General features: G+C 32.5%; 19 protein-coding genes and 1 pseudogene. 1 reads left to right on the top strand and 19 read right to left on the bottom strand.

Going from position 1 to position 21845, the window contains the following annotated elements:
* Positions 1 to 69: 69 nt before the first annotated feature.
* Together ACPWSR_RS13165 and ACPWSR_RS13160 are read right to left on the bottom strand one after the other, a co-directional pair.
* Positions 70 to 1188 (bottom strand): YecA family protein, encoded by a 1119-nt coding sequence (locus ACPWSR_RS13165; RefSeq protein WP_426348690.1) that lies wholly within the window; start codon positions 1186 to 1188, stop codon positions 70 to 72.
* A gap of 147 nt (positions 1189 to 1335) precedes the next feature.
* Entirely contained in the window at positions 1336 to 2103 is a 768-nt protein-coding gene (locus tag ACPWSR_RS13160) for a DpnI domain-containing protein (protein WP_426348689.1), read from the bottom strand.
* A 360-nt stretch (positions 2104 to 2463) separates the two neighbouring features.
* Between ACPWSR_RS13160 and ACPWSR_RS13155 the strand changes: the two genes are divergently transcribed.
* Positions 2464 to 4893 carry an HNH endonuclease family protein gene (locus tag ACPWSR_RS13155; protein ID WP_426348688.1) on the top strand — a complete coding sequence of 810 codons (2430 nt, stop codon included), beginning with the start codon at positions 2464 to 2466 and terminating at the stop codon, positions 4891 to 4893.
* Between the two features lie 141 nt (positions 4894 to 5034).
* On the opposite strand, the gene ACPWSR_RS13150 is transcribed toward ACPWSR_RS13155, so the two are convergent.
* The 17 genes and pseudogenes from ACPWSR_RS13150 to ACPWSR_RS13070 form a co-directional block, all read right to left on the bottom strand.
* Positions 5035 to 6978 (bottom strand): DNA/RNA helicase domain-containing protein, encoded by a 1944-nt coding sequence (locus ACPWSR_RS13150; protein WP_426348687.1) that lies wholly within the window; start codon positions 6976 to 6978, stop codon positions 5035 to 5037.
* A gap of 12 nt (positions 6979 to 6990) precedes the next feature.
* On the bottom strand, positions 6991 to 7353 hold the full coding sequence (locus tag ACPWSR_RS13145) for a nucleotide pyrophosphohydrolase (protein ID WP_426348686.1): 363 nt from the start codon (positions 7351 to 7353) through the stop codon (positions 6991 to 6993).
* A 678-nt stretch (positions 7354 to 8031) separates the two neighbouring features.
* On the bottom strand, positions 8032 to 8934 hold the full coding sequence (locus ACPWSR_RS13140; RefSeq protein ID WP_426348685.1) for a protein NO VEIN domain-containing protein: 903 nt from the start codon (positions 8932 to 8934) through the stop codon (positions 8032 to 8034).
* Positions 8931 to 10718, bottom strand: a complete 1788-nt coding sequence (locus tag ACPWSR_RS13135; protein WP_426348684.1) for an SNF2-related protein — start codon at positions 10716 to 10718, stop codon at positions 8931 to 8933. Before ACPWSR_RS13135 ends, ACPWSR_RS13140 begins: the two co-directional genes overlap by 4 nt.
* On the bottom strand, positions 10708 to 12012 hold the full coding sequence (locus tag ACPWSR_RS13130; RefSeq protein ID WP_426348683.1) for a hypothetical protein: 1305 nt from the start codon (positions 12010 to 12012) through the stop codon (positions 10708 to 10710). The genes ACPWSR_RS13135 and ACPWSR_RS13130 overlap by 11 nt, the downstream gene beginning before the upstream one ends.
* Before the next feature lie 11 nt (positions 12013 to 12023).
* Positions 12024 to 12482: a BglII/BstYI family type II restriction endonuclease gene (locus ACPWSR_RS13125; RefSeq protein WP_426348682.1), complete on the bottom strand. Its 459-nt coding sequence runs from the start codon at positions 12480 to 12482 to the stop codon at positions 12024 to 12026.
* Positions 12483 to 12487: 5 nt separating this feature from the next.
* Positions 12488 to 13402: a DNA-methyltransferase gene (locus ACPWSR_RS13120; RefSeq protein ID WP_426348681.1), complete on the bottom strand. Its 915-nt coding sequence runs from the start codon at positions 13400 to 13402 to the stop codon at positions 12488 to 12490.
* 20 nt (positions 13403 to 13422) lie between these two features.
* Positions 13423 to 13500: pseudogene (locus tag ACPWSR_RS13115) on the bottom strand (hypothetical protein); the annotation flags it as partial.
* A gap of 1061 nt (positions 13501 to 14561) precedes the next feature.
* Positions 14562 to 15494 (bottom strand): hypothetical protein, encoded by a 933-nt coding sequence (locus tag ACPWSR_RS13110; RefSeq protein WP_426348680.1) that lies wholly within the window; start codon positions 15492 to 15494, stop codon positions 14562 to 14564.
* A 1-nt stretch (position 15495) separates the two neighbouring features.
* Positions 15496 to 16155, bottom strand: a complete 660-nt coding sequence (locus tag ACPWSR_RS13105) for a hypothetical protein (RefSeq protein ID WP_426348679.1) — start codon at positions 16153 to 16155, stop codon at positions 15496 to 15498.
* On the bottom strand, positions 16155 to 16652 hold the full coding sequence (locus ACPWSR_RS13100) for a hypothetical protein (RefSeq protein WP_426348678.1): 498 nt from the start codon (positions 16650 to 16652) through the stop codon (positions 16155 to 16157). Before ACPWSR_RS13100 ends, ACPWSR_RS13105 begins: the two co-directional genes overlap by 1 nt.
* Before the next feature lie 547 nt (positions 16653 to 17199).
* Positions 17200 to 17634, bottom strand: coding sequence for a hypothetical protein (locus tag ACPWSR_RS13095; protein WP_426348677.1), 435 nt, complete (start codon positions 17632 to 17634; stop codon positions 17200 to 17202).
* A 12-nt stretch (positions 17635 to 17646) separates the two neighbouring features.
* On the bottom strand, positions 17647 to 18693 hold the full coding sequence (locus tag ACPWSR_RS13090) for an AAA family ATPase (protein ID WP_426348676.1): 1047 nt from the start codon (positions 18691 to 18693) through the stop codon (positions 17647 to 17649).
* Positions 18694 to 19087: 394 nt separating this feature from the next.
* Complete coding sequence (locus tag ACPWSR_RS13085) at positions 19088 to 20254, bottom strand: HNH endonuclease domain-containing protein (protein WP_426348675.1); 1167 nt, start codon at positions 20252 to 20254, stop codon at positions 19088 to 19090.
* A gap of 93 nt (positions 20255 to 20347) precedes the next feature.
* Complete coding sequence (locus tag ACPWSR_RS13080) at positions 20348 to 20917, bottom strand: hypothetical protein (RefSeq protein ID WP_426348674.1); 570 nt, start codon at positions 20915 to 20917, stop codon at positions 20348 to 20350.
* A 64-nt stretch (positions 20918 to 20981) separates the two neighbouring features.
* On the bottom strand, positions 20982 to 21299 hold the full coding sequence (locus ACPWSR_RS13075; RefSeq protein WP_426348673.1) for a hypothetical protein: 318 nt from the start codon (positions 21297 to 21299) through the stop codon (positions 20982 to 20984).
* Between the two features lie 190 nt (positions 21300 to 21489).
* The gene (locus ACPWSR_RS13070) at positions 21490 to 21690 is read right to left on the bottom strand and encodes a cold-shock protein (protein ID WP_426348672.1); all 201 of its coding nucleotides are present in this window, start codon (positions 21688 to 21690) and stop codon (positions 21490 to 21492) included.
* Positions 21691 to 21845: the final 155 nt, after the last annotated feature.

Below are 21845 nucleotides of genomic sequence, written 5' to 3'. Positions count from 1 at the left end.
TGACAAGTATCAGAGGAACTTAATCATGCAAAATTGAACTAAACGGAAGTTAGTTTTGCAATGAAGTGATTAATTCCTGCCACAGCAATTTTTATATTTTTTCCCACTGCCACAAGGACATGGAGAATTTCTCGGTATTTTAGATGAACCAGTATTACCTATAGGAACCGAAGTTATATTTGACTCATTATCAGCTTTATCCTTACGGAAATTAAGTGAGACTACTTCATCAGGGGTATAACCACGATTTTCTGGGATTCGTGTATTATTAAACATTTCCTTAAGATATTGCAAGAAGATGTCAACCTCCTTTCTATTATTAAAGGAAGTTTCTGTGCCTATGTACATATTTAAAATTTCACTAGGTGTAGAACCACATCTTATGTCAATCTGAATATCGGCACAGTAATCATAGGCTTCTGATGATGACATATTAAGCTTTTTCCTCACATAATTAAGCATATTTTTGAAGGATTCATTTTCTTCTATGTATGATCTATCAACATACCTTAAAAGCTCTTCCTTATCAGGTATGTAGTAGGGCTTTCCTTCTTGTGCTTTTAGCATAATCTCATAATCCTGTCCATCCATAGATGCGTTATATCCAAAGGATTCATCCATAACATAGCCATTTTCATAAAAATACATATTACTTTTTCCATAATTTTCTCTTGTAATGCACCAGTGGATTACTTCCTCGGCTTCCACGTCTAAGGTTGTTTGGGAATTAATGATCTCCACAAGCTTATTAACATCAATAACTGAGTACAGATTAGTACAGGCCAGTGCATAGCTATTAATAATGCTTAACCTTTCTTTGGACTCTTGATAGCTTTTGAAATTTTTGAGATTTAAATAATGATTTTTAATCTCTATAGGAATATCCGCGTTACCTTCTACGGTAAAAAAGATAAAAAAAGCTTCCATCCAGTATCTGTATATATAAGGATTTTCAATTTTTTCCTTGCCCTCTAAGGCTTCCTCAAAGATCTCTATATCTATATCATCAGCAACTAAAAATCTCATATTAAGGTTTTTCTCATCTAGCATAAATTCTACAATAGCATTAATTAAATTTTCTTTTTTCATCTTAGAGTAGCTCTTTATACCGATAGCCTTTCCTATTACCTTGACATCATCAGCAGAGTGACCATCGAGAATCTCTTTGAGGGTGTAATTAGGTTTCATTTTTTCTCTCCTTTTAACCGGGTATTATTTCCTTTTTTCAGTATAACACTGAAATGTTATATAGTAAAAATCCACTTTATCTATACAAATATTAAGCTGTAGATAAGTGATGGTTAATTATTAAAACTGAAAATGACAATAAAGGTTTTATAGCTTTTTATAAACTCCTCTTCCTAAAAACTCAATTATTCCTTTATCCCTTAGTAGCTGCAACTGCTGTCTTATTTTTGCTTTGATATGATTATTTTCGGGATGCTTTATTTGAAGCTCCCCTTCAAAGCTATACATAGTTTGAAGATTGAAGGTATCGGTTCTTATCCTGTTGATACAGCTTAATATATCTATTAACCAACCTCTTTTATCTAAGCTATAATCTGCAATGAAATTAGTTCTATGGAGAGTGTCTATTACTTCATTAACTGGTTGCTGTATACTATTTTTAATAACATATATCTTCCCTTGCTTAGGTATATCTCTAATTAAAATATTACAGCCAATCCAGCCAGCTCTTCTAGCTGTTGGCACTAATGGTTTGCGTTTTTCGATAATCTCAGCTTTAAAAAAGTGCTTTGGTACAATTATGAGATTATCAATGACAAAATCTCTCTTGCTATACTGCATAAAGAAAAAATTAGGATTATTAACAGCATTTATTCTCTCTATCATAGTTCCATAGGCACCATCAGGGACCTTATTAGCTATAGCTCCACTCTTGCTCTTCAGCTCATATTCTTCATGGCAGTTATCACAATAGAAGTCTGCTACAGGCATGTTATTTGCATATTTTTTTATCTCTTTATTACCACAATAAGGACAAAAAAGGTTGTCTTGTCCCCACTCTTCAGTAATTATTCTGGCTTTTTGAGAACCACTGCGATATTCTGCTGCTGATTCACTTATAAGGTTTAAATCCATATGATTCCTCCACACAAGGTTATATAAATATTATATCATTTACATTTTTATAACTACCATATAATTTACAACTATATCATCCTTATTACATTTAAATACAAATTACATTAAATTAACCTTTTCAAATTATCAGTATTTTTTCCCATAATCATATCAGATAATAATCTAAAGTTTAACAATATTACTTTATTTTCCATTTTATACATGTTATACTATTTAAGCATGTGAAATAATGTTATTCATAAGGGGGTATAAAAAATAGAGGGGATATTACCATTATCCAGTGAAATACAGCAAATACTTAAAAAAAATATAAAGGTAGAAAGTACTGTAAAATCACTGGTCAATATTTTTGGGAATTTGAGAGTACAAAACAAAATAAATTTTCGGCCTTATTATCAGAGGAATTATGTTTGGGATGCAGATAAAGCCACCTATTTTATAGAAAGCATTCTATTGGGGACAGAAATTCCTCCTTTAGTATTTTTCAACACAAGGGAAGATACTGTGGAGGTGATTGATGGAAGACAGAGATACGAGACTATCAATCGCTTTTTTAACAATGATTTTTCTCTTACAAAGCATGGTCTTAAAACCTTAACTGGTCTTGTGAAAAAGCGTTTCTGCGATTTAGAGCCCTGGGCCCAAAATATAATTAATGATACAAAGCTTAGGATACTTGTATTTGAAATCATTGATAATGAAAAAATAACTGAAATGCAGGAAGACCTAGTAAAGAAGGAAATATTTAAGAGATACAACTCCGGAATAAGTCCTATAACAATTCTTGATATTAACAGAGCAAGATTTACTAACGATATTATAACGAATTTCTTTAAAGAAAAACTAACTGATAATATTGACCTAAGAAACAAGCTGTTGGCACTATTTTTTTCTGAGAAAAAAGTGTCTAGGGTTTCCAACGATGCTATACTAGATAAGATTAGGGGATATTTAGTGCTACATAGAATCAGTGTGACCACCTTTTCTAAATCAATCAATAGAGCAGCTCTTCTCCATAAGGTTTATGAGGGCTATTGTAAAGAAGTAAGAAGTATAGACACGGTTTATAATGATTTTCAAGAATTCATAGCTATTTTGGTGAAGATAAAAAATCAATTCAACAATCTTAAGGTTGAACAAAATAAATTAATATATGAATGCCTCCTATGGGCACTTTACATCTGTCATGAAGAAAGAATTAACCTTTCAAAGCTAGATAAAAAATTCGTTAATGGACTTGTTAGATATATTTCTAGAGGAATCGATATATACAGTGAGCATCAAAGTCACTTTACCATCAATTATAGAAGGAGATATACCCATACTCTTAAGTATTTTTCAAGAAATCTAAATAGATCCTCTCTCATGAAAAAATACATAGAAAGAGAAACTGCAATACCAAAAGCAAATCTTAACAGCTTTGAGAAAACGACTACAATAGAGTTTGTCAAAGCTCATCGCCTAGATAAAGGGGAGCCTCAAAGCATAACTATTGAGGATATCATAAGAGAAATGAATACGGGAAGATTTTTAATACGTCCAGCCTATCAAAGACAGGAGGTTATAACTAAGGATAAGTCCTCTTCAATAATCGAAAGTATACTTCTAGGAATAAAGCTTCCTCCCATATTTATCTTCAGACGGAGAAACGGATTGAATGAAGTGGTAGATGGTCAGCAGAGACTTTTATCCATCCTAGCGTTCATTAGTAAAAGCTACAATAACGAAACTGGTGTCTTTAGCTTTTCCAAGAATAATGGCTATAGACTTAAGGGGTTAACTGTTTATCAAGAATTAAATGGAAAATCCTTTTCTGACCTTGACCTAAAGCTTAGAGAGAAGGTATATTCCTATTCTCTTTCTATTGTTTTAATCGATGAGGATAGAAACCCCAGCTTTAATCCAATTGACCTATTCATAAGACTGAATAATAGACCTTACCCTATTAAGGAAAATTCCTTTGAAATGTGGAATTCATATGTTGATAAGGACGTAATCAACACTATCAAAAATCTAACTGCTAAATGTTCAAAATGGTTTTACTTCAGAAATAATAACTCAAGGATGATCAATGAAGAAATATTAACCTTCCTATCATATTTTAACTATATTAGCTGTGATTCAAAGAAGGAGCTACTTGACATTTACAAGCTACAAAATAGAATGTGCTTCAGAATAAAAAATAAAAGAGTCATTACAGATGCTTTAAAGCAAGCTTCCTTAAATGTAGATTATAAAAATCGATGGCTAAAGGCAATTAAAGGTACAGAGCTTCTTATTAGGAAGGTAGAATTTATTCTAATCGATAGAGATATAGAGGTTGCTCGAAATGAATTTCTCAAAAAGGAGCTTGATAAGCTTTTTAGTGTTAATTTTTCTAGTGTCAGAAGAATTCAGGATATGTATGCTTTATGGTATATATTAAATCCATTAAGCCTTAACATGGTGAAGGCTCATCGAACAAAAATTAAGGAGGATCTATCAGATATCTTTGCCACAATGAAAAACAATACTACGGATACTGTTACAAGCTTTAAGGATAGGATTTTAGAGTTCCAAAGCTGTTACATTCCAGAGGAAAGGGGCCTTAGGCTTAGTAAGGGAGAAATAAATACGTATATATCTGCTCAAGGTAACCTCTGCCCTATTTGTAAAGAGAGCTTATTTATAGGCGATACTACCCACAACGACCATATAATACCCTTAGCTATAGGAGGTAAGGATCAAATAGAAAACATACAGGTTGTCCACGCTGTGTGTAATCTGAGTAAGGGATGTAAGATTTAAGATATAATTTCTAGTTTATAAGAAAAAGTAAAGTCAAATAGTAAATTGACTTTACTTTTTCTTTATTTGATTAACCCGTTTTTTAAGGGTTCATTGGCATATGTTTATTTAGCTTCACACAACATAATACTTCTAAGTAAATTATCTTTGAGATTCAATTACTTCAGTCTCTTCCGTATCTTTATATTTTAGATTCTCGATTTTATTATCTTTCATCTCCAAAATTCTTCTTTTAAGATAATTCCTTAGTTCTTCATCAGTACAATATATATAACATCCCTTTTGTCCTCTTGTTAAAAGAGTTCTATAGGTATTCTTAATTATCTTATCAGCAATAGCTAACGCTTCATCAGGATTAGATTTATATAGTCCTTTTAATCCTTTTATCGATTGATCGGTTCTAGCTCTTTTAAAAAAGTCGGTAACTATCTTATCTTCCTCATATCTCAGATCATCACCAATGATAACACCAACATAATCAAATTCTAAACCTTGACTAGTATGTATGCAGCCAATCTGATTTACAGAATCAGGATCTATTGCCCAGGTAGTACTATTACCCAAATTCCAGCTCATGGCAAAATCATATTCTTTTATTTCTATATCATGAATATCGCTTCTATTCTTACCTTCTCTAATCCAATTCCAGCAATAGCCTGCTAGTAACCTAGCTTTATTATTTTTTTTATTAAGCTCAAATATTTTATTACTTAAATCTATAGGTGAATCTAAAACCTGCACATCATAATCCAATTCAAAGCCATCACTATTTGCAGTATTTCTTATTTGTAAAACATCCTCAACCCACGCAATATACCCATCAGAACCATTGCATCTAAACTGGGATTCTAGCCTCATCATATCATATTCAGCATCTAACTCTCTGCAGAAGCTCTTTATTCCATCTATACTTCCAATATCACTCATATCAATTTTTTGAGCTTCATCAATAAAGAATATCGAGAACTTAGCAGCATTGATTATTTCTTTAATCTGATTTTCACCCAAGTTTTTAAACATACCAGACTTTGCATTAAGTCTATGAGCTTCATCTACTATCAATGCATCAAATTCATTCCTAGGAGTATTTATATAGCTTCCTGAGCCTTTGAATAAATTATCGATCCTTGTTCTTCTCATAGAGCCACTAAGCTTTGAGGCATATACATTCCTAGGTGCAGAATTCTTAGTAACATACTGACATACTAGATTTCTCTTTGTTAGCTCAACTAATAGATTTATTGCCAATACGGACTTTCCAGTCCCAGGTCCCCCTTCAATAATTAAGACTCTTTTTTTGCTATCCTTGTAGGACTTCTCCCCAGCTTGGATGGCTGTTTCATAAACCAGCTTTTGATCATCAAGCATGATAAATTCTCTATTTCCTTCTAGCATACTTGACAAGGCATCCTGTAAGGATTTAGATGGTCTAATCTTTCCATTTTCAATCATATATAGGGTTTCTTTATTATCGCCGTATTTTATGTACTTATTTATGAAATCCCTTAGCTTGATAACATCACCTTTTAGGAAAACAGGAGCTTTTTCCAGATAATAGTCATAGGTACTATGAGTTATTGCATCAGGATTCTGCTTTACATAGTTATGAAGGTAAGCACAAGGAGTTAAGGAAATCTTCCTATCTTGAACCGTTTCATTATAATCCTCTATATGAGTAGCATAGGACCAAGCCTGATAGGATGGATGTGTAGTATCTACCTGGCGTCCATTGAGAATTGTTCTAATTATACCATCCTTTCCTATAACCTCTTTAGCCGAGGACCATTGCTTTAACTCAATTACTACTGCAGCATTCTCACCTTTCTCATCCTTACCTGAAAGAATAAAATCTACCCTTTTTGAGGTATAAGGTATCCTAAACTCTATAGCTATTCCTGCATCCTTAGGAATCCTATCATCATTTAAGACTTTGTACATATATCCCATGGAATTGTTCCATGAAGCAATTTCACTTTTTGTCGTTTTCCCTATCTTCTGCCTAAATCTTTCATATATTTTATCGGCTATAGCATCATTAACAACATCATCTAAAAAGGCACTTTTAGTTGAATCATACACAAGCATACACAGTCACCTTCAAATTTCATTGTATTTGTTGTTCTTACCCTTAGATTTTTCTACTGGATATTTTAAATCATTTTTAGCAAGCTTATCTATAAGTGCTTTCGCTAAATCTATATCATAAAGCTGCGCAAATCTCAGAATGAAATAAAAAATATCTGAAACTTCCTCTTCTATACTTTCTCTTTTTTCTTTATCCTGAAGCATAGTATCCATCTGTTCTTGAGTTTTAAACCTAAAAATATCTAATAGCTCCCCAGCTTCTGTTGAAATACCTATAGCTAAGTCCTTGGGATTATGAAATTGATCCCAATCTCTGACTTCGCAAAAGACTTGAACTTTATTCTTAAGCTCTTCTATTGTAATATCTTTGTCCATAATCTTGCCTCCATATACGGATAGTCAGTACTACACTAATCAATATAATTATTTCGATTTTACCTTTTATAATTCTACTTAAGATAATAATAACACATAACTATCATTCCCTAAAAATTTAGTTATTGTATGTAAATAAAAATACAGCGATTTTTATAGAAATCGCTGTATAGTTTACTCACTAGGAAAAATAATCCTGTGGATAGTGTTGCAAGTTTTAAAGAGAGGATTCTACATTTTCAAAGTAGCTACATTCAAGAGATAAGGGGGCCTGAGACTTAGTAAGGGAGAGATAAATACTTATATATCTGCTCAAGGTAACCTCTTTCCTATTTGTAAGGATCGCTTATATATAGGCGATACTACCCACAACGATCACATAATCCTCTTGGCTGTCGGAGGTAGGGACCAGACAGAAAACATACAGGTTGTCCACTCTATGTTCAATCTAAGCACGAGACGTAAAATATAAATATATAATTTCTAACTTCTAAAAGTTAAAGTAAAGCCTATAATTAAATAGGCTTTACTTTAACTGTACTTAGCTAAATGAAAAAAACTATTACAGACATATAGATTAATACTCGTTAATATTAGCTAATCTTGTTATATATTATTTATTCACTCCAAATTAATCTTAATCTAATATTTCAAGATTTCTTAGTATCAAGATATAAGTTATACCAGTATATGTTCTTTTTGATAATTAATACTTTCCCATACAACATTATTAAATGAATCAAATTTTATTTCCAACTCTCTCCATATACCTCCACCATTATCTGACGGTATATGAGGCTTAACATCTTCGACACCAATAATAGCGAGTCTATGTTCTTTTCCAAGTAACCACAGATAAAATTTATACCGAGAATTTTTTCTCAATTTTGTAGCAGTTTCCCATTCATTCCTCGATAAAATCATACTTGCGTGATGTATATCCCTTGTTGATGATTTAACCTCGATGAGAAGCTGGTCCGAACTAAAAGGAGATACACAAGAAATAATATCATAACCAGAAAGATTGGTTTCGAATGACTCCCATTTTGGAGCACGCCCAATACGGTTTTCTTCATATATTAATGTTAATCTCTCACCTGCTCGTCCCGTCGCATCCAAGGACAAATGATGAATTCCTCTTATGTACTCAGCCGTTCTATCCCACCATTCAATTTCTTTTGAACTTATATTTTCACTCATTAAACCAGCATCTATAAAACATCTCTTTTCATCAGGAGTCATAAAAATAAATGCTTCTTTCCTCCCATAGGGTATACGTTTAGACCATATAGGTGAGCAGTCTTTTATGTAATCATAGAGAATCCGACGCCATAGATTATTATCTAATGAATCTCTGATAAATTCCGAAAGAATTAATATCCCGCGTTCAGTTAATGATATTTCTTTTTTTTCAATCGAAATCCACTTGCTTTGCTCTGCAAAATAAATACATGCTTTGTTATTAATTCCGTATCCTATACGTAGTTGAAGAATTTCATGCAACTTGCTACAATTTAGTATTTTTAATGTCCGCAATAGCAACAAGGTTTCTGCAACAATTCCAGAAGTAATACCTATCATACTTCACTACCAAAGAAGTACTGAATAATTTCTTGAACATCATCATTTGTAACACCCTCATCCTCAATATACTCATAGTCATATGGTATTATATCAACGTTTAATGATGAGTCATTCAGCGCAGCGGACATGCGTTGTATCTTATCTTCCAGTCTTTTTCTTATTAACTGATCTATTGTATTTTTGCACTCAATGATTTCTACTACAGGCTTTTGTTCAGGGAGCAACCCCAGCCTATGAATTCTATCTTCTGACTGTAAATATTGTGCGGCGTTAAAATTTCTATCCACGTATATCGCATACTGACATACCTTGTGTAAGCTGATTCCTTCTGAGGCTGCTGCAGGATTGGCCACTAATACCATCTTATTCGGATTATCATGGAATTCTTTGATTTTCCATTCTCTAGTATCGTCTTCATCTTCTGTTCCAGCATCAACACCACCATGGATATAATCTGCTCCCAAATCTGACAACCGAGCAGTGATAAGTTCAACATTTTGAACAAACGAAGACCATATTAAAACTTTTTTTCCATCAGCAACTAATTCTCTTGCTCTATGACATGCATATTCGATTTTTGGACCATTATTCTTTAAAAGTAATTCACCAATACACCTATCAAATGCATATGTCATATCTCCAGCAAGAAGTGCCGGATTAGAGACAAATTGCATAACTTTCATTATCTTCTTTCCAATTTGTCTTAACGAAAATTTCGACGAATCTGATAATATCGGTATTAGTTGTCTCTTAGTTTCCGATTTGAGTGTTTGGTATATCTGTTCTTGTAGTGTATCCATTTTTAGACTTATCAACCTATGCTCCACTGGAGGAATTCCTAATTGTCCTTTTGTTGTTCTTACGTAAATAGGGTGAAGCAACGGTATTGCAATATCCTCTGTAATACTTTTTTCAGGGTATAGAAAACTGTATTGGGGTATTATATCCTTTATACTTTGAGGCATAGGGGTACCACTCATAATTAGTTTTCTTTTAGGAAGATATGAAATATCCAGTATTGCATCAGCACTTATACCTGTTCTGCCACTTTTTATTCTGTGGCTCTCATCCAAGAACATAAATACAGAATCCTGAAGAAGCATGTCTTTTATTAAGTTTTTAACCCTCGGATATTGCTGATATGTAATAATCATATATTTAGGCTTATCATTAAGTTTTATCTCAATGCTTTTTTCTCCACCTCGAAGCCTTACAAAACCGTTTCTTTCTGTTGGCACACAAGCCGATAGTTGCTCATCCCAAGCTCCGAAAGCATTCTTTGGTGCAACTACTAACAAACGATCATCCACCTCACTATTTAAAAAGTAATACGCCAATGCTTCAGTTGTCTTACCAGCACCAGGAACTGAAAAAGTAGCTCCCGCTGGAAGAGGACCTAGTTTACTAAGGTTGTTTAACTGGTTGTCCGTAAGTTTCCGAATAAAGCCTCTTTTGGTAAGCTTAGTATGTATATCATCAAGACTTAAAGTCTTCTGCTTTAAGGCAAAGGAATATGATTGAACATTTGCCTCTTTTAGCACTGGTTTAATTGCTTCTGTTAATTTGATTGTAATAGAATGACTTTTTGCATATTTAACAATTTCATTTTTAACTATCAAGAAGCATTTCCACGGTAAATATATTTTGTTTTCCTTTAGAATAACACTATATGCATAGTCATTGAGTATCCTCAGAAAACTATTCCACTCATATTCATTTATTTCTTCTGGGATGAGTACAGCCTCTTGCAATCTATTATCAAAATCAATACTAATCTTCATTTCGCTCATCAAGCCATTTCTGTATATATTCTACCTTCTCACTAATGGCATTTAACTGTTTTTCTACACCTTCTGTATTAACATTACAATCATTAAGTCCATTAGTAATAGCATTCTGTAATTCACTTACTGCTTTGGATAATTTCAGAACCAAGAAGTTTTCAGCTTTCTTTTCATTCTTTAATTGTTTCTGAACCTCAATTACAGACTTCGTTGTATTTTGTATAATACCAACATCTTCTGTCTGTCTTACTGCGGCAGCAACCTTACTCGCCTGGCTTACTTCAATTTGCTCTCCACCAGATAATAGATTCTCTGCATCATCTTCCTCTTGCAGTTCTTCTTCTTCTGCAACAATTCTTGGTGCTAGTTCCTCAGCAATTTCTTTTATATTATCTACAATATCCGGAATTGTTTCATATAATCTGCCCTCAGAACCTCCAGAAGTAATAAAGGAAAAAGCAAGGGATTCAAACAATTCCTTTTCGCCCTGATCCTGAAGTTTTTTCCTTCCTTTAACCATCTGCTCAAAAGCATAATAGCTTTTATCTACCAAAGACCACTGTTCAGGCTTATCGATTGATATCAGGTACTGTTCAGCATAATCACGAGCATCCATCAATAATTGTAATGCCTGCGGACTTTTTCCGAACGAGTGAGCAATAGAATCCCTTTTTCCACCATTTTCTATTTCCTCCCTAGCCATCAATGCAATTGTATGCCAGTGATACTCAGCTCTCATACTATTTTGAATCTGCAACTTTTTCTCAAGTTCATCTATATCACTTTCATCACAAGGAGGTAGTATGGCTATCGTAATGGTCTGAAAATGCTTAAATTTTTCTTTATTACTATAATAAATTTCCCTCCACGCACAAAGACGACGATTACCGTTAACTACAACACCAGTATCAGTACAAATAATTGGTTCTGTCTGATATAGATTTTCATTTTTGAAGTTTTTTAATAAATCTTCCTCTTCTACTAGTTTGTACAATATCTCATGTTGAGCCGATTGTGCTGCTAATGAATCATGCTCACTGGTAAAAATATCTTTTGGCTTGTCTGGATGTGTAGCCAAGTACTCTCTCTGAAATGTTCTAGTACGCCCATTCTTCAGTCTGTAAACTGGAAAATCAATCTTAACTTCTATAGTACTTAGATCTCTATATTTCCCCATAAAGTCAAGACCAAAGAACCTATTCGAATCATTACTTTTTTTCTTGATCTCATCAATCCTTTGAATCAATGGTGCTCCAAAAACTTGATAATCATGCAAATTTTCAGTTAACAAATTTCCCCCTCCTACTCATAAAATCCTATAATAACAATTGGCATTGTTATTACCTGTTTAAAAATTGGCAATTCTCTTAGCAAACGTTCTAGAGAAGCCACATTACCTCCGAACGATTTTGCCGCTCTTAAAGTAGGTATAATAACTATTCCAGCTTTTATCGTTCCTCTGAGAAATAACGTTTGAAGTTTTAATAAATCCGCATATATTCTGCTCACATTACCAGTTTGCATGCACAAACCGATATTATCTCGGATAGAAGTAATATTTATCTTGGAATTCCTATCAAGCACTACATTATCCGACCAGCCTAGCTGTTTTAATTTTATTGGTATCGCTGCTCTCAAATCATTTATCACATACTTTTTCAAACTAAATTCCACTGTAGAAAACACATCACAGATTTCATTGATTATATCGTTCGGTACTACTTTTATTCCATTTGCGTGACTTTCAACAATAGTATTCATAGTACTTACTCCTCTTTTATCCATTCATCTGGAACTTTCGAAAGTTTACTCTGAGTATGATCATATAACGGCTTATCGAATGGACGATATTGAACTGTGCCATCTATAGATTCTTCTAATCGTTCCTTACCTACATCAATGTATTCCTTCATTACTTCGCATCCCCAAAAATGTCTCTTATGAATCAATGATGCAACTCCCGCCGATGCAACACCACAAAACGGATCGAATACTAATCCACCAGCATTTGTCATTGATAAAATTAATCTTTCAATCAATCCAACCGGAAATTGGCAAGGATGAATTGTTTTTTCAACATGATTGCTCTTAACGTTTGGAATCTCCCACACATCTTCTGGGTTCTTTCCTAAAGGATTACCAGAAAGTTTTCCCTTATTTGGACCTTTAAAGTACTTTTTACCTGGATATTTAGCTGGTACTCTAACTGGATCAAGATTGAAGACATAGTCATCCGATTTGGTGTACCACATAATTACTTCATAACGTCCACTAAAACGCTTCTTTGAATGAAGACCGTGACCAAAGTGCCAAATAATTCTATTACGCAATTGCATATTTAGCTCTTTAAAAATTGGTGCAAGTTCTATATCCAAAGGAATAATTGAACCATTATTCACATAATTTCCAACCTGCCAACAAATGCTTCCTGTATCCTTCAAACGAACATAAATCTTATTAATAATCCTTTTTTGCCAAGCTACATATTCTTCCAATGGCATTATCTTCTCATATTCTTTACCAATATCATATGGTGGAGATGTTATTACTAAGTCAAATATAGGTTCTTCAGGTAATAAATCAAGAAATTTCTCCACATCTAGTCCAAATATTACGTCGTCTGTACTTTTTACATCTGCTATTGCTGATGTATCATAAAGCACTCGAATTTTATTGCTCATTTTCTGATCATCCTTCACTTTTATTTTTCTCTCGTAGTTTCCATTATGTCGTAAATACCACAATCTAATGTTTGACATATCTTCTCCAACATATATGTCGTAACTTTTTTCCCTTATAGATTTTTTTGAACAAATATTAATATTAGCGTTTCCACTAGTACTTTATTGTTCATACCAATATCAATATGCAATGTCCAAAGTCTTTTTAGTTGTAACCATATCAATAACCTCAATTTATAAATCTACGTATACTCCTATTTTTTTCATTATATCACATAATATTAATAATTTAAAAACAATAAGCATTGACACATTTTTCTCAAACTAAATATCAAGAAAAGAACAATTTTCTAATAGGTAAACTGTACAACGCCCTTCTATTTTAGTAATGAAAGTACTATCGCAATGCAAGCTCTCATCAAAAATATGCCTTGTAAAATAAAAAAGACCAGCTTTAGCTAGTTTCAACAAAACTATATACCTCGCCAACTAGCCCACACATCTTAGATGCATCCTAGAATTCCGGTTATTTCTCCTTAATGAGTATGAGCTTCTTCTACTTATCTTTATGTAGAAATAAGCAACAACAGTAGTAATTCAAAGCATCTACGTAAGTAAGTATAACTTACATATAATAGATATCCAGCAAGCAGCGGAATCCACTTAAATAATATACAGTTGTATAGAAGTTTCTAAATCGATTAACTTAATCCCTACAATTATTTAAGAGTATCCTAGAATAAGTATGTTGCTATTGGTATGATAAAAGTCTAATCTTTTTTACTTCCTTTTTCCCTTAATCAGCTGATATTCTTGAAGATTGTTAAAAAGTAACAGCTATAAAACCACTTAAAGTTTGCTTTAATGCTATGGTCTTTTACGAATTAACTAATATTAGAAAGGACCAATTTATCGTTAACGTGATATAAGTCCATGGGTCTTATTGCAACAGTTTTATCGTAAACCGTACCTTTAACAAATTATTTTCATAAAAAGATCACAGGATCCATATCACCATAAAATACCCCTTTTGTCTTTTTTATGCAATGAATAAATCTCTAAGTTTTGGATAACTTGAGTGATTACTTATATTCTAAAAAATTATAAGATATATCAGTTTTATTGATACTTTCTTAGAAAGTACTTTGCTAATGCATGACTATGTAACACTAGAAATTAAACTATTAATTTTTGAATCTACCTTTTCAGTCAAATCACTTGCAACTTTTTTCAAAAAATTAACATTTGCTTGTTCATTCCAAATATCGTTTTCTTTTTCATCTCTAAATAGCTGCATAATTCTAGGCACGATTTCTAAATAAATTAGTAAATATATTTTGGATATACTACTATATCTATTTCCACATTCCTCAAATTCCCCTACATAGCCAGATGTAGAAGTAGTTATTGTACCCTTTGAATCAAGAGTTAATTCAACGTTATTATGATTCTTATATTTCATATCTAAGCGAATTTGTTTCAAATTTCTACTTTCAAGAAGGAATGATAGAGTACTTATTATGTTCATTACACTTTCACCATCAGCAGTAACCTTGGTTAGTAAATCATCAGTATCTCCCTTAAAACCTTTTATTGCATCTATAATAATATTCTCATATTCCTCTTCTGAATCTTCACCACCTAAAACATTCTCTAAATCGTATACTTTACTGATCAGCCAAATAAACAAATCACTTTCAATCAAAAAACAATTGCTTGTAATTTCACTTCTTCCATTATATCCTAGTAATTTTCTTAGTATTAGTAAAGCGCTAGATTTTTGATTTATAATATAATTAATATTAACGCCATTTGAGTATACAATTATAAATCCTTTATGATTTGTTATTCTGTCCTCAAGTGGTTGATCGCCTGGAGTAACTTTATCATATGAAAAAGATATATAATTAAATTCAATATCTCGATTGTTGAAATTTAATTTTTCATTTTCATCTAATTGCTTTGTGAGATTCCAATTTATATATTCTATTTTATCATTATCATTGGAACCAGAACTGTTATAACTCAACATTTTATTTATAGAATCATCTATTTCTTGTAAAACATTATCAGTCCACCTGGTTGTAGCCATCCTAGGAGCCTCCTAATCTATTAATAAGTCTAAAAGAATTACTTGTATACTTACACATTACCTTACCTATAATCCCTTTTTTAGTAACCAATTCAGCTTGTACATTAATAACACGATCTTCATCTACTTCTGATTTTATTAAAGCTATTTTAATATCAGTGCTTATTTTTTCTTCTCTATTGGATTTATATGGTAATAACTTTTCTATAGAAACTATGCAGTCGTGATTATTACCAATAGATAAGACACTATTCTTATGCCCTGATTGAATATCAACCCAATCAGGGAAAGATATTTTTATTTGATTTTGACTAAGAATCCTGGCACTCCCCTTGGCCTCTAGATTTAATCTTATTTCGCATATCCCCAGCTCATTATTGAAATAAACATCAGGAGTATTGCTAATATCTTTTTCATTTCCATAGCCATAAAAAATGCAGTGAATTTCTGTCAAAAGTTTATTACTTATTTTATCTATAGTAATAGTAAAAATAGATTCTAATACAGTTACATATGCTGTTAATCCTGTCTCAAAACGTATACTCTTTGGTATGAAACTCGCATAATTAAACAGATTAAAGAAATTTAATAGTATTATTGCTAAAATTACAGAAGCAATATGCTTAAATACATTAATGAATTTCTTTATAAATATTATCATTAATAAATCCACCTTTTAATCTTAGGTGAAATTTTACTTAACTCGTTATTATATTCATCTCTGCTAACCCCAACAATTCCATTTACTTGAAAAAAGGTTTTAATGTAGTTATTATTCTCCTTGCCAGCTAATTCTATTTTCTTTATATCTATAGAGGATTTTTCTGATATAAAATCTAGATGCTTTATTAGATTAGCAAAATAAGCCCTATCACAGGTTGTCTTTTCAATAATATATTCCAGATCACTTGACAAATGAGAGTCTTCTTCCATCAAATCTATACTTACAACCTTAAATTTTCTTTCTAGGAAATAATACTTTACTAATTCAATCATTATCTCAGAAGTTAAAATTACTTGACGATATCCTAGCACATGTTGAGTTTTGACAAATGAATAATAATCAGTATAGTCTTCTGGATTGTATCCTATATTTATTATTTCTTTGTTACCAGCGTCGTAATACTTTGTGAAAAGTTTACCAAGTAACATTTTCATATAAACACTTCCTTAAAATCTGTTTATAATTATTATACTATACAATGTAAATTATTTACATAACATTTTTCGTTTAACATTTTTAATTCTGCTCAATTAATCGATATAACACAAATATGATTAAAGCTATATTCAAACACTATCACAATTATTGTAAGTATAATTACCAATTAGAATGTTATATGACATATCCATTCATTAAGGTTTTCATCTATTATCTAGTAGATGCCCATTTACAGTTATTCATTATATCTGCTATGTTTACACTGTATACCTCTGGATTATAAGTATTTGAATTATATTAGAATTTAATTACATATACATATTGATAATATTGCTTAATCGGTCAGATTTTTGTTTAAATGTGACCTTATTCATATCCTAATTTACAGTAAACACCATTACTTTTTTCTACGAGTTCGATATTACTTTCATTAGGTACTTTCACCAAATATATTACACTTATTCCGATATCACAAAAATAAGGCACCCTACGAAGTAGAACGAAGAGTGCCTATCTTAAATACTTTATATGTCATTACAATAATTATTCATTATCAGAAGATTTCTCTACACCAGCATTCCAAAAGGCTTCTCCTCGTAAATATCTGCGCTGTGTAGTATCAATTATGTGGTTTATCAGTCTACTTCGATTTTTCCATTTCATTGCTAACTTCGCTGTATCCATACCATTTTCTGCAATAATATCTTTTAGCTCTTCTATATCCAATGGATCAAGTCCAGCTTTTAAAACCTCGACTCCTTGTTCAAGCAAATCAAATGGATTAACTTTAGCGGGATTGCGCCTATTCCCCCTTTTGGATTTAGTATTGACAGTTTCATAATTAACTGAGTTCATCTTAGCTAAGTAATCTTCAAATACTAAACCCATGCGATTTGAAAACTCATCATTAGTAGTAATCTCATCTGTTATGATTCCTGCGACTTTTTTCCAAAGTGAAAGAACTGTCTTTTTGTCCAAACGTTATACCCCCTATATTATCCTCATGAATTCTTTAGTAAACTTTACGAAAGAATCGTATTGACCTTGATATCCCCATTTCTGCTTAAGTGTACTGTATTCTTGATATTCTGCAGCTTCTGCAATTTTAGCACTCTCTGAAAAGTACGCCTCGAAAACTGGAGGATAAAGAAGATTAGATTTGCCCATTGGTTTACATGAATCGGTACGCATTTTATTCATTGTCCTACTATGAATGGCAGCTTGACCTCGCACCTTTGTAGCTACAATACCAATAGGAACAATGTCATTTTCAATCTCTTCTGAAAATTCTGACACACGAGTAACAATCTGCGGAATACCGTATGTCGACATTACATCTGGTATCGTAGGAATAATGTAACCATCAGAGATACGAAGCCCATTGAGAGTAATGTTCCCTAGATTTGGCGGGCAGTCAATCAAAACATAGTCATAATCATCAATTATATCCTTAATTCCTCGACGAAGAATATTAACTGGAATGCGCGTTTGATATTTTCCAGCAGGCATTGTTATCAAACGATCCTGTAAGTCAATTAAATTTAAACTAGAAGGCAATAAATCTACCGATTTAACTTCTCCTACATTCCCCACAGATTTTTGAAGAGTTTTTGATAGATTAAAATTGCTACTATCACTTATTGCATCCTCAAATAATGTAGCGAGTGTATACCCTTCTTGATTAAGCGTGAACCACTTATCCTCACCGATAAGCATTGTAGTTGCATTTGTCTGCGGATCTAAGTCAATAACCAGAACCTTCTTATCGAATACTCCCGATAGAGCCTGTGCAAGACCAACTGTCGTCGTAGTCTTGGCCACGCCTCCTTTAAGATTAATAGAAGAAATTACTGTTGATGTCATTTTGTTTTTCCTCCTGTACCATTTTTTTACTTGCTCAGATTTAAACACAGGGCCAGATTTTAACATTGCTACAGGTTTAGGGAAATCATCTGATCGACTTCTCCAATTTGTAACAGCAGCAGAACTAACATCAAACATCTTTGCAATTTCAGCTATTCCAACCAAATCAACCATTTTTTTCCCCTCCTATTATATATTATACAGTATATTGTGTATGGTGTAAACAATTAATTAGAAATATTTTGAATTTTTATAAATATATGCAAATAACTAGAATAAAAAAGATAACATTAACAAGTTTCTAGAATTATATTTAAGCAATCTATTAACTTATTAAATAAAGAATAAACCTATATTATATTTCAATAGAATTATAATCATAATCACCATCACTCTAACCATATTTATTTAATATAAATATGCAAGTCTATTTCATGATATTCTTATAGGCTCATAACTATCCCAAAAAAATCTATTCACACATCATTACAATTGTCCAAGCTTATTAGAATTATAAGTTTTATTAAATGTAGTAAAACCATTATTATTCTAAAGAGATTAGTTTCATTTATCTATACCACCACACCCCATACCCCTGATTACTGGCAATCTGATACAGAGGTTCTATAGTTTGCTTCATAGAAGTAATGAAAGCATCCTGTCCTCTATCATCACTCCCTATATTAAAGATATCCTTCCTTACAGTGAGATAATCCTCTATTGTCTTTTTCTTAATATCCTTTGTTTCCTTTGCTGCAATGAAGGACCGATAATGATACTGGCAGAAGCTATCTAAATACTTCTTAACATCGGGAAGCTTGTTACCCTTCATACTATTTATATTCTTAAAGGCAGGATATAGATTCCAGAGCTCATCGTGGAGTACAAAACTCCAGGGTATAAAATGATCTATGCTTATACTTCCATATCGCTCTAGATTATCCCCTGTGAATTCTAGGTCTGTATATAAATCTCTAAGAGTCACAACTCCCCTTACTCTGGTCCAATATTTAGTAGCACTAGATAAATCCCTCTTTCTTGGAGGAAATATTTTATAGGGTATAGCTGGAACATTGGGATTTTTACTTTGAATAAATCCAATGAGCTTATAGTTCATCCATCCTTCGATGATAGCTGCATTTTTGATTAGGTATTCACTCCACTTTTTTGATACTACTAGTCTCTTATTGACTCTATCTAAAGTGTAGAAAGCGTTCTCATCTCCTTGATTATTCTGTTCAATTATTTTATTAATCTTACCATCATTAAACCTTGTGTCATTTTTCTTTTCCTCTTCTATATCTCTTTGATAAAAAGGTCTTATAAGCCTATATGGAACAAAGTTTGTAAAGGTATTAATCTTTTTATTAAGCTCCTTATCCTCACATTCACAAATAAACTCTACAAGCTTTTCTTCATCTATCTCTCTTTCCACCTTGAGAACGTTATGAGTATAGCTTATGACATCGGCTAGATTATCTGAATGACCGAAGTATAAATTATAAAAAACAATAGGATACCAGGCCGAGGCTATCATCCTAGCTACTATTCTCTTATAAGAAAGAGTTCTGTTACCCTTAAGCACCTCTGTAAAAATCCCTTTAAACCAAAAAAGCTTATAGCTAGCAGCAAAGTTATCAAGCATTGCTTCTAAGTATCCAGCTTCAGCTCTCCCATCCTTAGGTAAAAGATCTATAGATTTTATCATTGTTCCATTAAAAAACTCTTCATTCATTATCAATCACCCTTAAGCTAATTATTAACTGCTATTCTTATTATCTATCGAAGCTTATATAAATATTGTACCACTTACCACAAATCACTTACATTAAAATCTATTTATACAATCCTCATTCACTGGCTTGCATTCTTTTAAAGCATCCCAGATATCCTCCTTACTGCAGTCTATTAAATAAACTCCTTTTTCCTCAGCGAAAACAAAGTCAGCTAAAATATTGCTGCCACGATAAAAGGTAAAGTGACTTCCACTGATATTCTCACCATATATCTTCACCGTCTCCTGTGCACACCTATAATGTGCCCTGTAGGGAGAGGGGTTCTTTAGAAATGAGAAGATCTGGCTGATACTGATAAGTTTCTCTAACTCATCCATCAGGGAATAGCAATATACAATCCAGCTTCTTGTTACCCTATTATTTAAATAATCAATAGCTTCCTTACAATCCTCTAAGGTGGTAAAGTAGCTTAGATTCCTGACCTCCAGGCACAAGTCCCAAGGATTGAAGAATATCTGCTCCTCCGTTACTGCTCCAAAAACTCTTAATATGCCCTGGTATTCCTTTAGGGAAAGATCGTTATCCTTTACAAATTCATCACAGAAGAGCTCTTCATTCTCAGAAGCTATGGCATAACGGTCTCCCAGCTTATATATTTCCATGCTCCTTTAGCTAATATAGTGATTATATCTAGATAAATGTTTTTCTATCATAGCAAAGCCTCCTTTAAATATTATCATCCTCAATTAATAAATCCTCAATATCCAGCTCCATATCATCCATGGCATAGATTTCTTCACTACCGTAATCCCATATAATATCTAAGGTACCTTGAAGGCTTCCTCCCAGCTTATCATGAAGCTCATAGAAGCACTGGTAGATTTCTATTACCCTTTCATTGATTTCCTTGAGTAGCATATCTACCTTCTCTTCAACAGCTTGGTCAAAATTAAAGAAATCATTATCCATAAGCTCATTAAACTGATGCTGAAGATCAATAACCTCCAGATTCAAAGACCTTATTCTTGCCTCTAAACATTCCATACAATAACGACCTCCGATTATTCTTTATAGAGTATATATTAAATAGTAACGAGGTAGCTTATTCGTTACTAAGTATATATGAAAATAAAAAGCCGTTAGGTTACACATATTAAAAATAAATTCTCTCCATGTCTAGAACGCGCAAAAAGCTCCTCAGGGATATACCCTAAGGAGCTTATTATATACTATATTATCTTACAGGAACTATGTTCTCAGCTTGAAGTCCTCTTTGACCATTAGCTACATCATAAGTAACCTTTTGATTCTCATCTAATGACTTGAATCCAGTTCCTTGAATCTGTGAAAAGTGTGCAAATGCATCCTTTCCATCTTCTCCTGTAATAAAGCCGTAGCCCTTGTCTCCGTTAAACCATTTTACTGTACCGTTCATATACGTGTACCTCCAAAATTTTATTTTTCTTAAACAATCCTAACCAATAAAACAAAATTTCTTTGATGAAGCAGCACGTGATACAGTACTAACAAAAAGACGTTGTTCAAAAATTCATTTTATTTAAGCAATAACTTATTATACCATCAAAACAA

Origin of the sequence: Alloiococcus sp. CFN-8, from assembly GCF_049943125.1 — a bacterium.
In the GTDB taxonomy this organism is placed as follows: domain Bacteria; phylum Bacillota; class Clostridia; order Clostridiales; family Clostridiaceae; genus JAEXZL01.
Note: the sequence above shows the minus strand (reverse complement) of the source record. Positions and strands in the feature narration are given on the sequence as shown.

What these genes read in the sequence shown, in the direction of transcription:
- ACPWSR_RS13125 (WP_426348682.1), bottom strand. Translation starts at nt 12,482, where the DNA reads ATGAATACTATTGTTGAAAGTCACGCAAATGGAATAAAAGTAGTACCG.
- ACPWSR_RS13120 (WP_426348681.1), bottom strand. Translation starts at nt 13,402, where the DNA reads ATGAGCAATAAAATTCGAGTGCTTTATGATACATCAGCAATAGCAGAT.
- ACPWSR_RS13090 (WP_426348676.1), bottom strand. Translation starts at nt 18,693, where the DNA reads ATGGTTGATTTGGTTGGAATAGCTGAAATTGCAAAGATGTTTGATGTT.
- ACPWSR_RS13075 (WP_426348673.1), bottom strand. Translation starts at nt 21,299, where the DNA reads ATGGAATGTTTAGAGGCAAGAATAAGGTCTTTGAATCTGGAGGTTATT.
- ACPWSR_RS13135 (WP_426348684.1), bottom strand. Translation starts at nt 10,718, where the DNA reads ATGAAGATTAGTATTGATTTTGATAATAGATTGCAAGAGGCTGTACTC.
- ACPWSR_RS13070 (WP_426348672.1), bottom strand. Translation starts at nt 21,690, where the DNA reads ATGAACGGTACAGTAAAATGGTTTAACGGAGACAAGGGCTACGGCTTT.
- ACPWSR_RS13165 (WP_426348690.1), bottom strand. Translation starts at nt 1,188, where the DNA reads ATGAAACCTAATTACACCCTCAAAGAGATTCTCGATGGTCACTCTGCT.
- ACPWSR_RS13105 (WP_426348679.1), bottom strand. Translation starts at nt 16,155, where the DNA reads ATGATAATATTTATAAAGAAATTCATTAATGTATTTAAGCATATTGCT.
- ACPWSR_RS13140 (WP_426348685.1), bottom strand. Translation starts at nt 8,934, where the DNA reads ATGATAGGTATTACTTCTGGAATTGTTGCAGAAACCTTGTTGCTATTG.
- ACPWSR_RS13150 (WP_426348687.1), bottom strand. Translation starts at nt 6,978, where the DNA reads ATGCTTGTGTATGATTCAACTAAAAGTGCCTTTTTAGATGATGTTGTT.
- ACPWSR_RS13145 (WP_426348686.1), bottom strand. Translation starts at nt 7,353, where the DNA reads ATGGACAAAGATATTACAATAGAAGAGCTTAAGAATAAAGTTCAAGTC.
- ACPWSR_RS13110 (WP_426348680.1), bottom strand. Translation starts at nt 15,494, where the DNA reads ATGGCTACAACCAGGTGGACTGATAATGTTTTACAAGAAATAGATGAT.
- ACPWSR_RS13100 (WP_426348678.1), bottom strand. Translation starts at nt 16,652, where the DNA reads ATGAAAATGTTACTTGGTAAACTTTTCACAAAGTATTACGACGCTGGT.
- ACPWSR_RS13160 (WP_426348689.1), bottom strand. Translation starts at nt 2,103, where the DNA reads ATGGATTTAAACCTTATAAGTGAATCAGCAGCAGAATATCGCAGTGGT.
- ACPWSR_RS13085 (WP_426348675.1), bottom strand. Translation starts at nt 20,254, where the DNA reads ATGAATGAAGAGTTTTTTAATGGAACAATGATAAAATCTATAGATCTT.
- ACPWSR_RS13080 (WP_426348674.1), bottom strand. Translation starts at nt 20,917, where the DNA reads ATGGAAATATATAAGCTGGGAGACCGTTATGCCATAGCTTCTGAGAAT.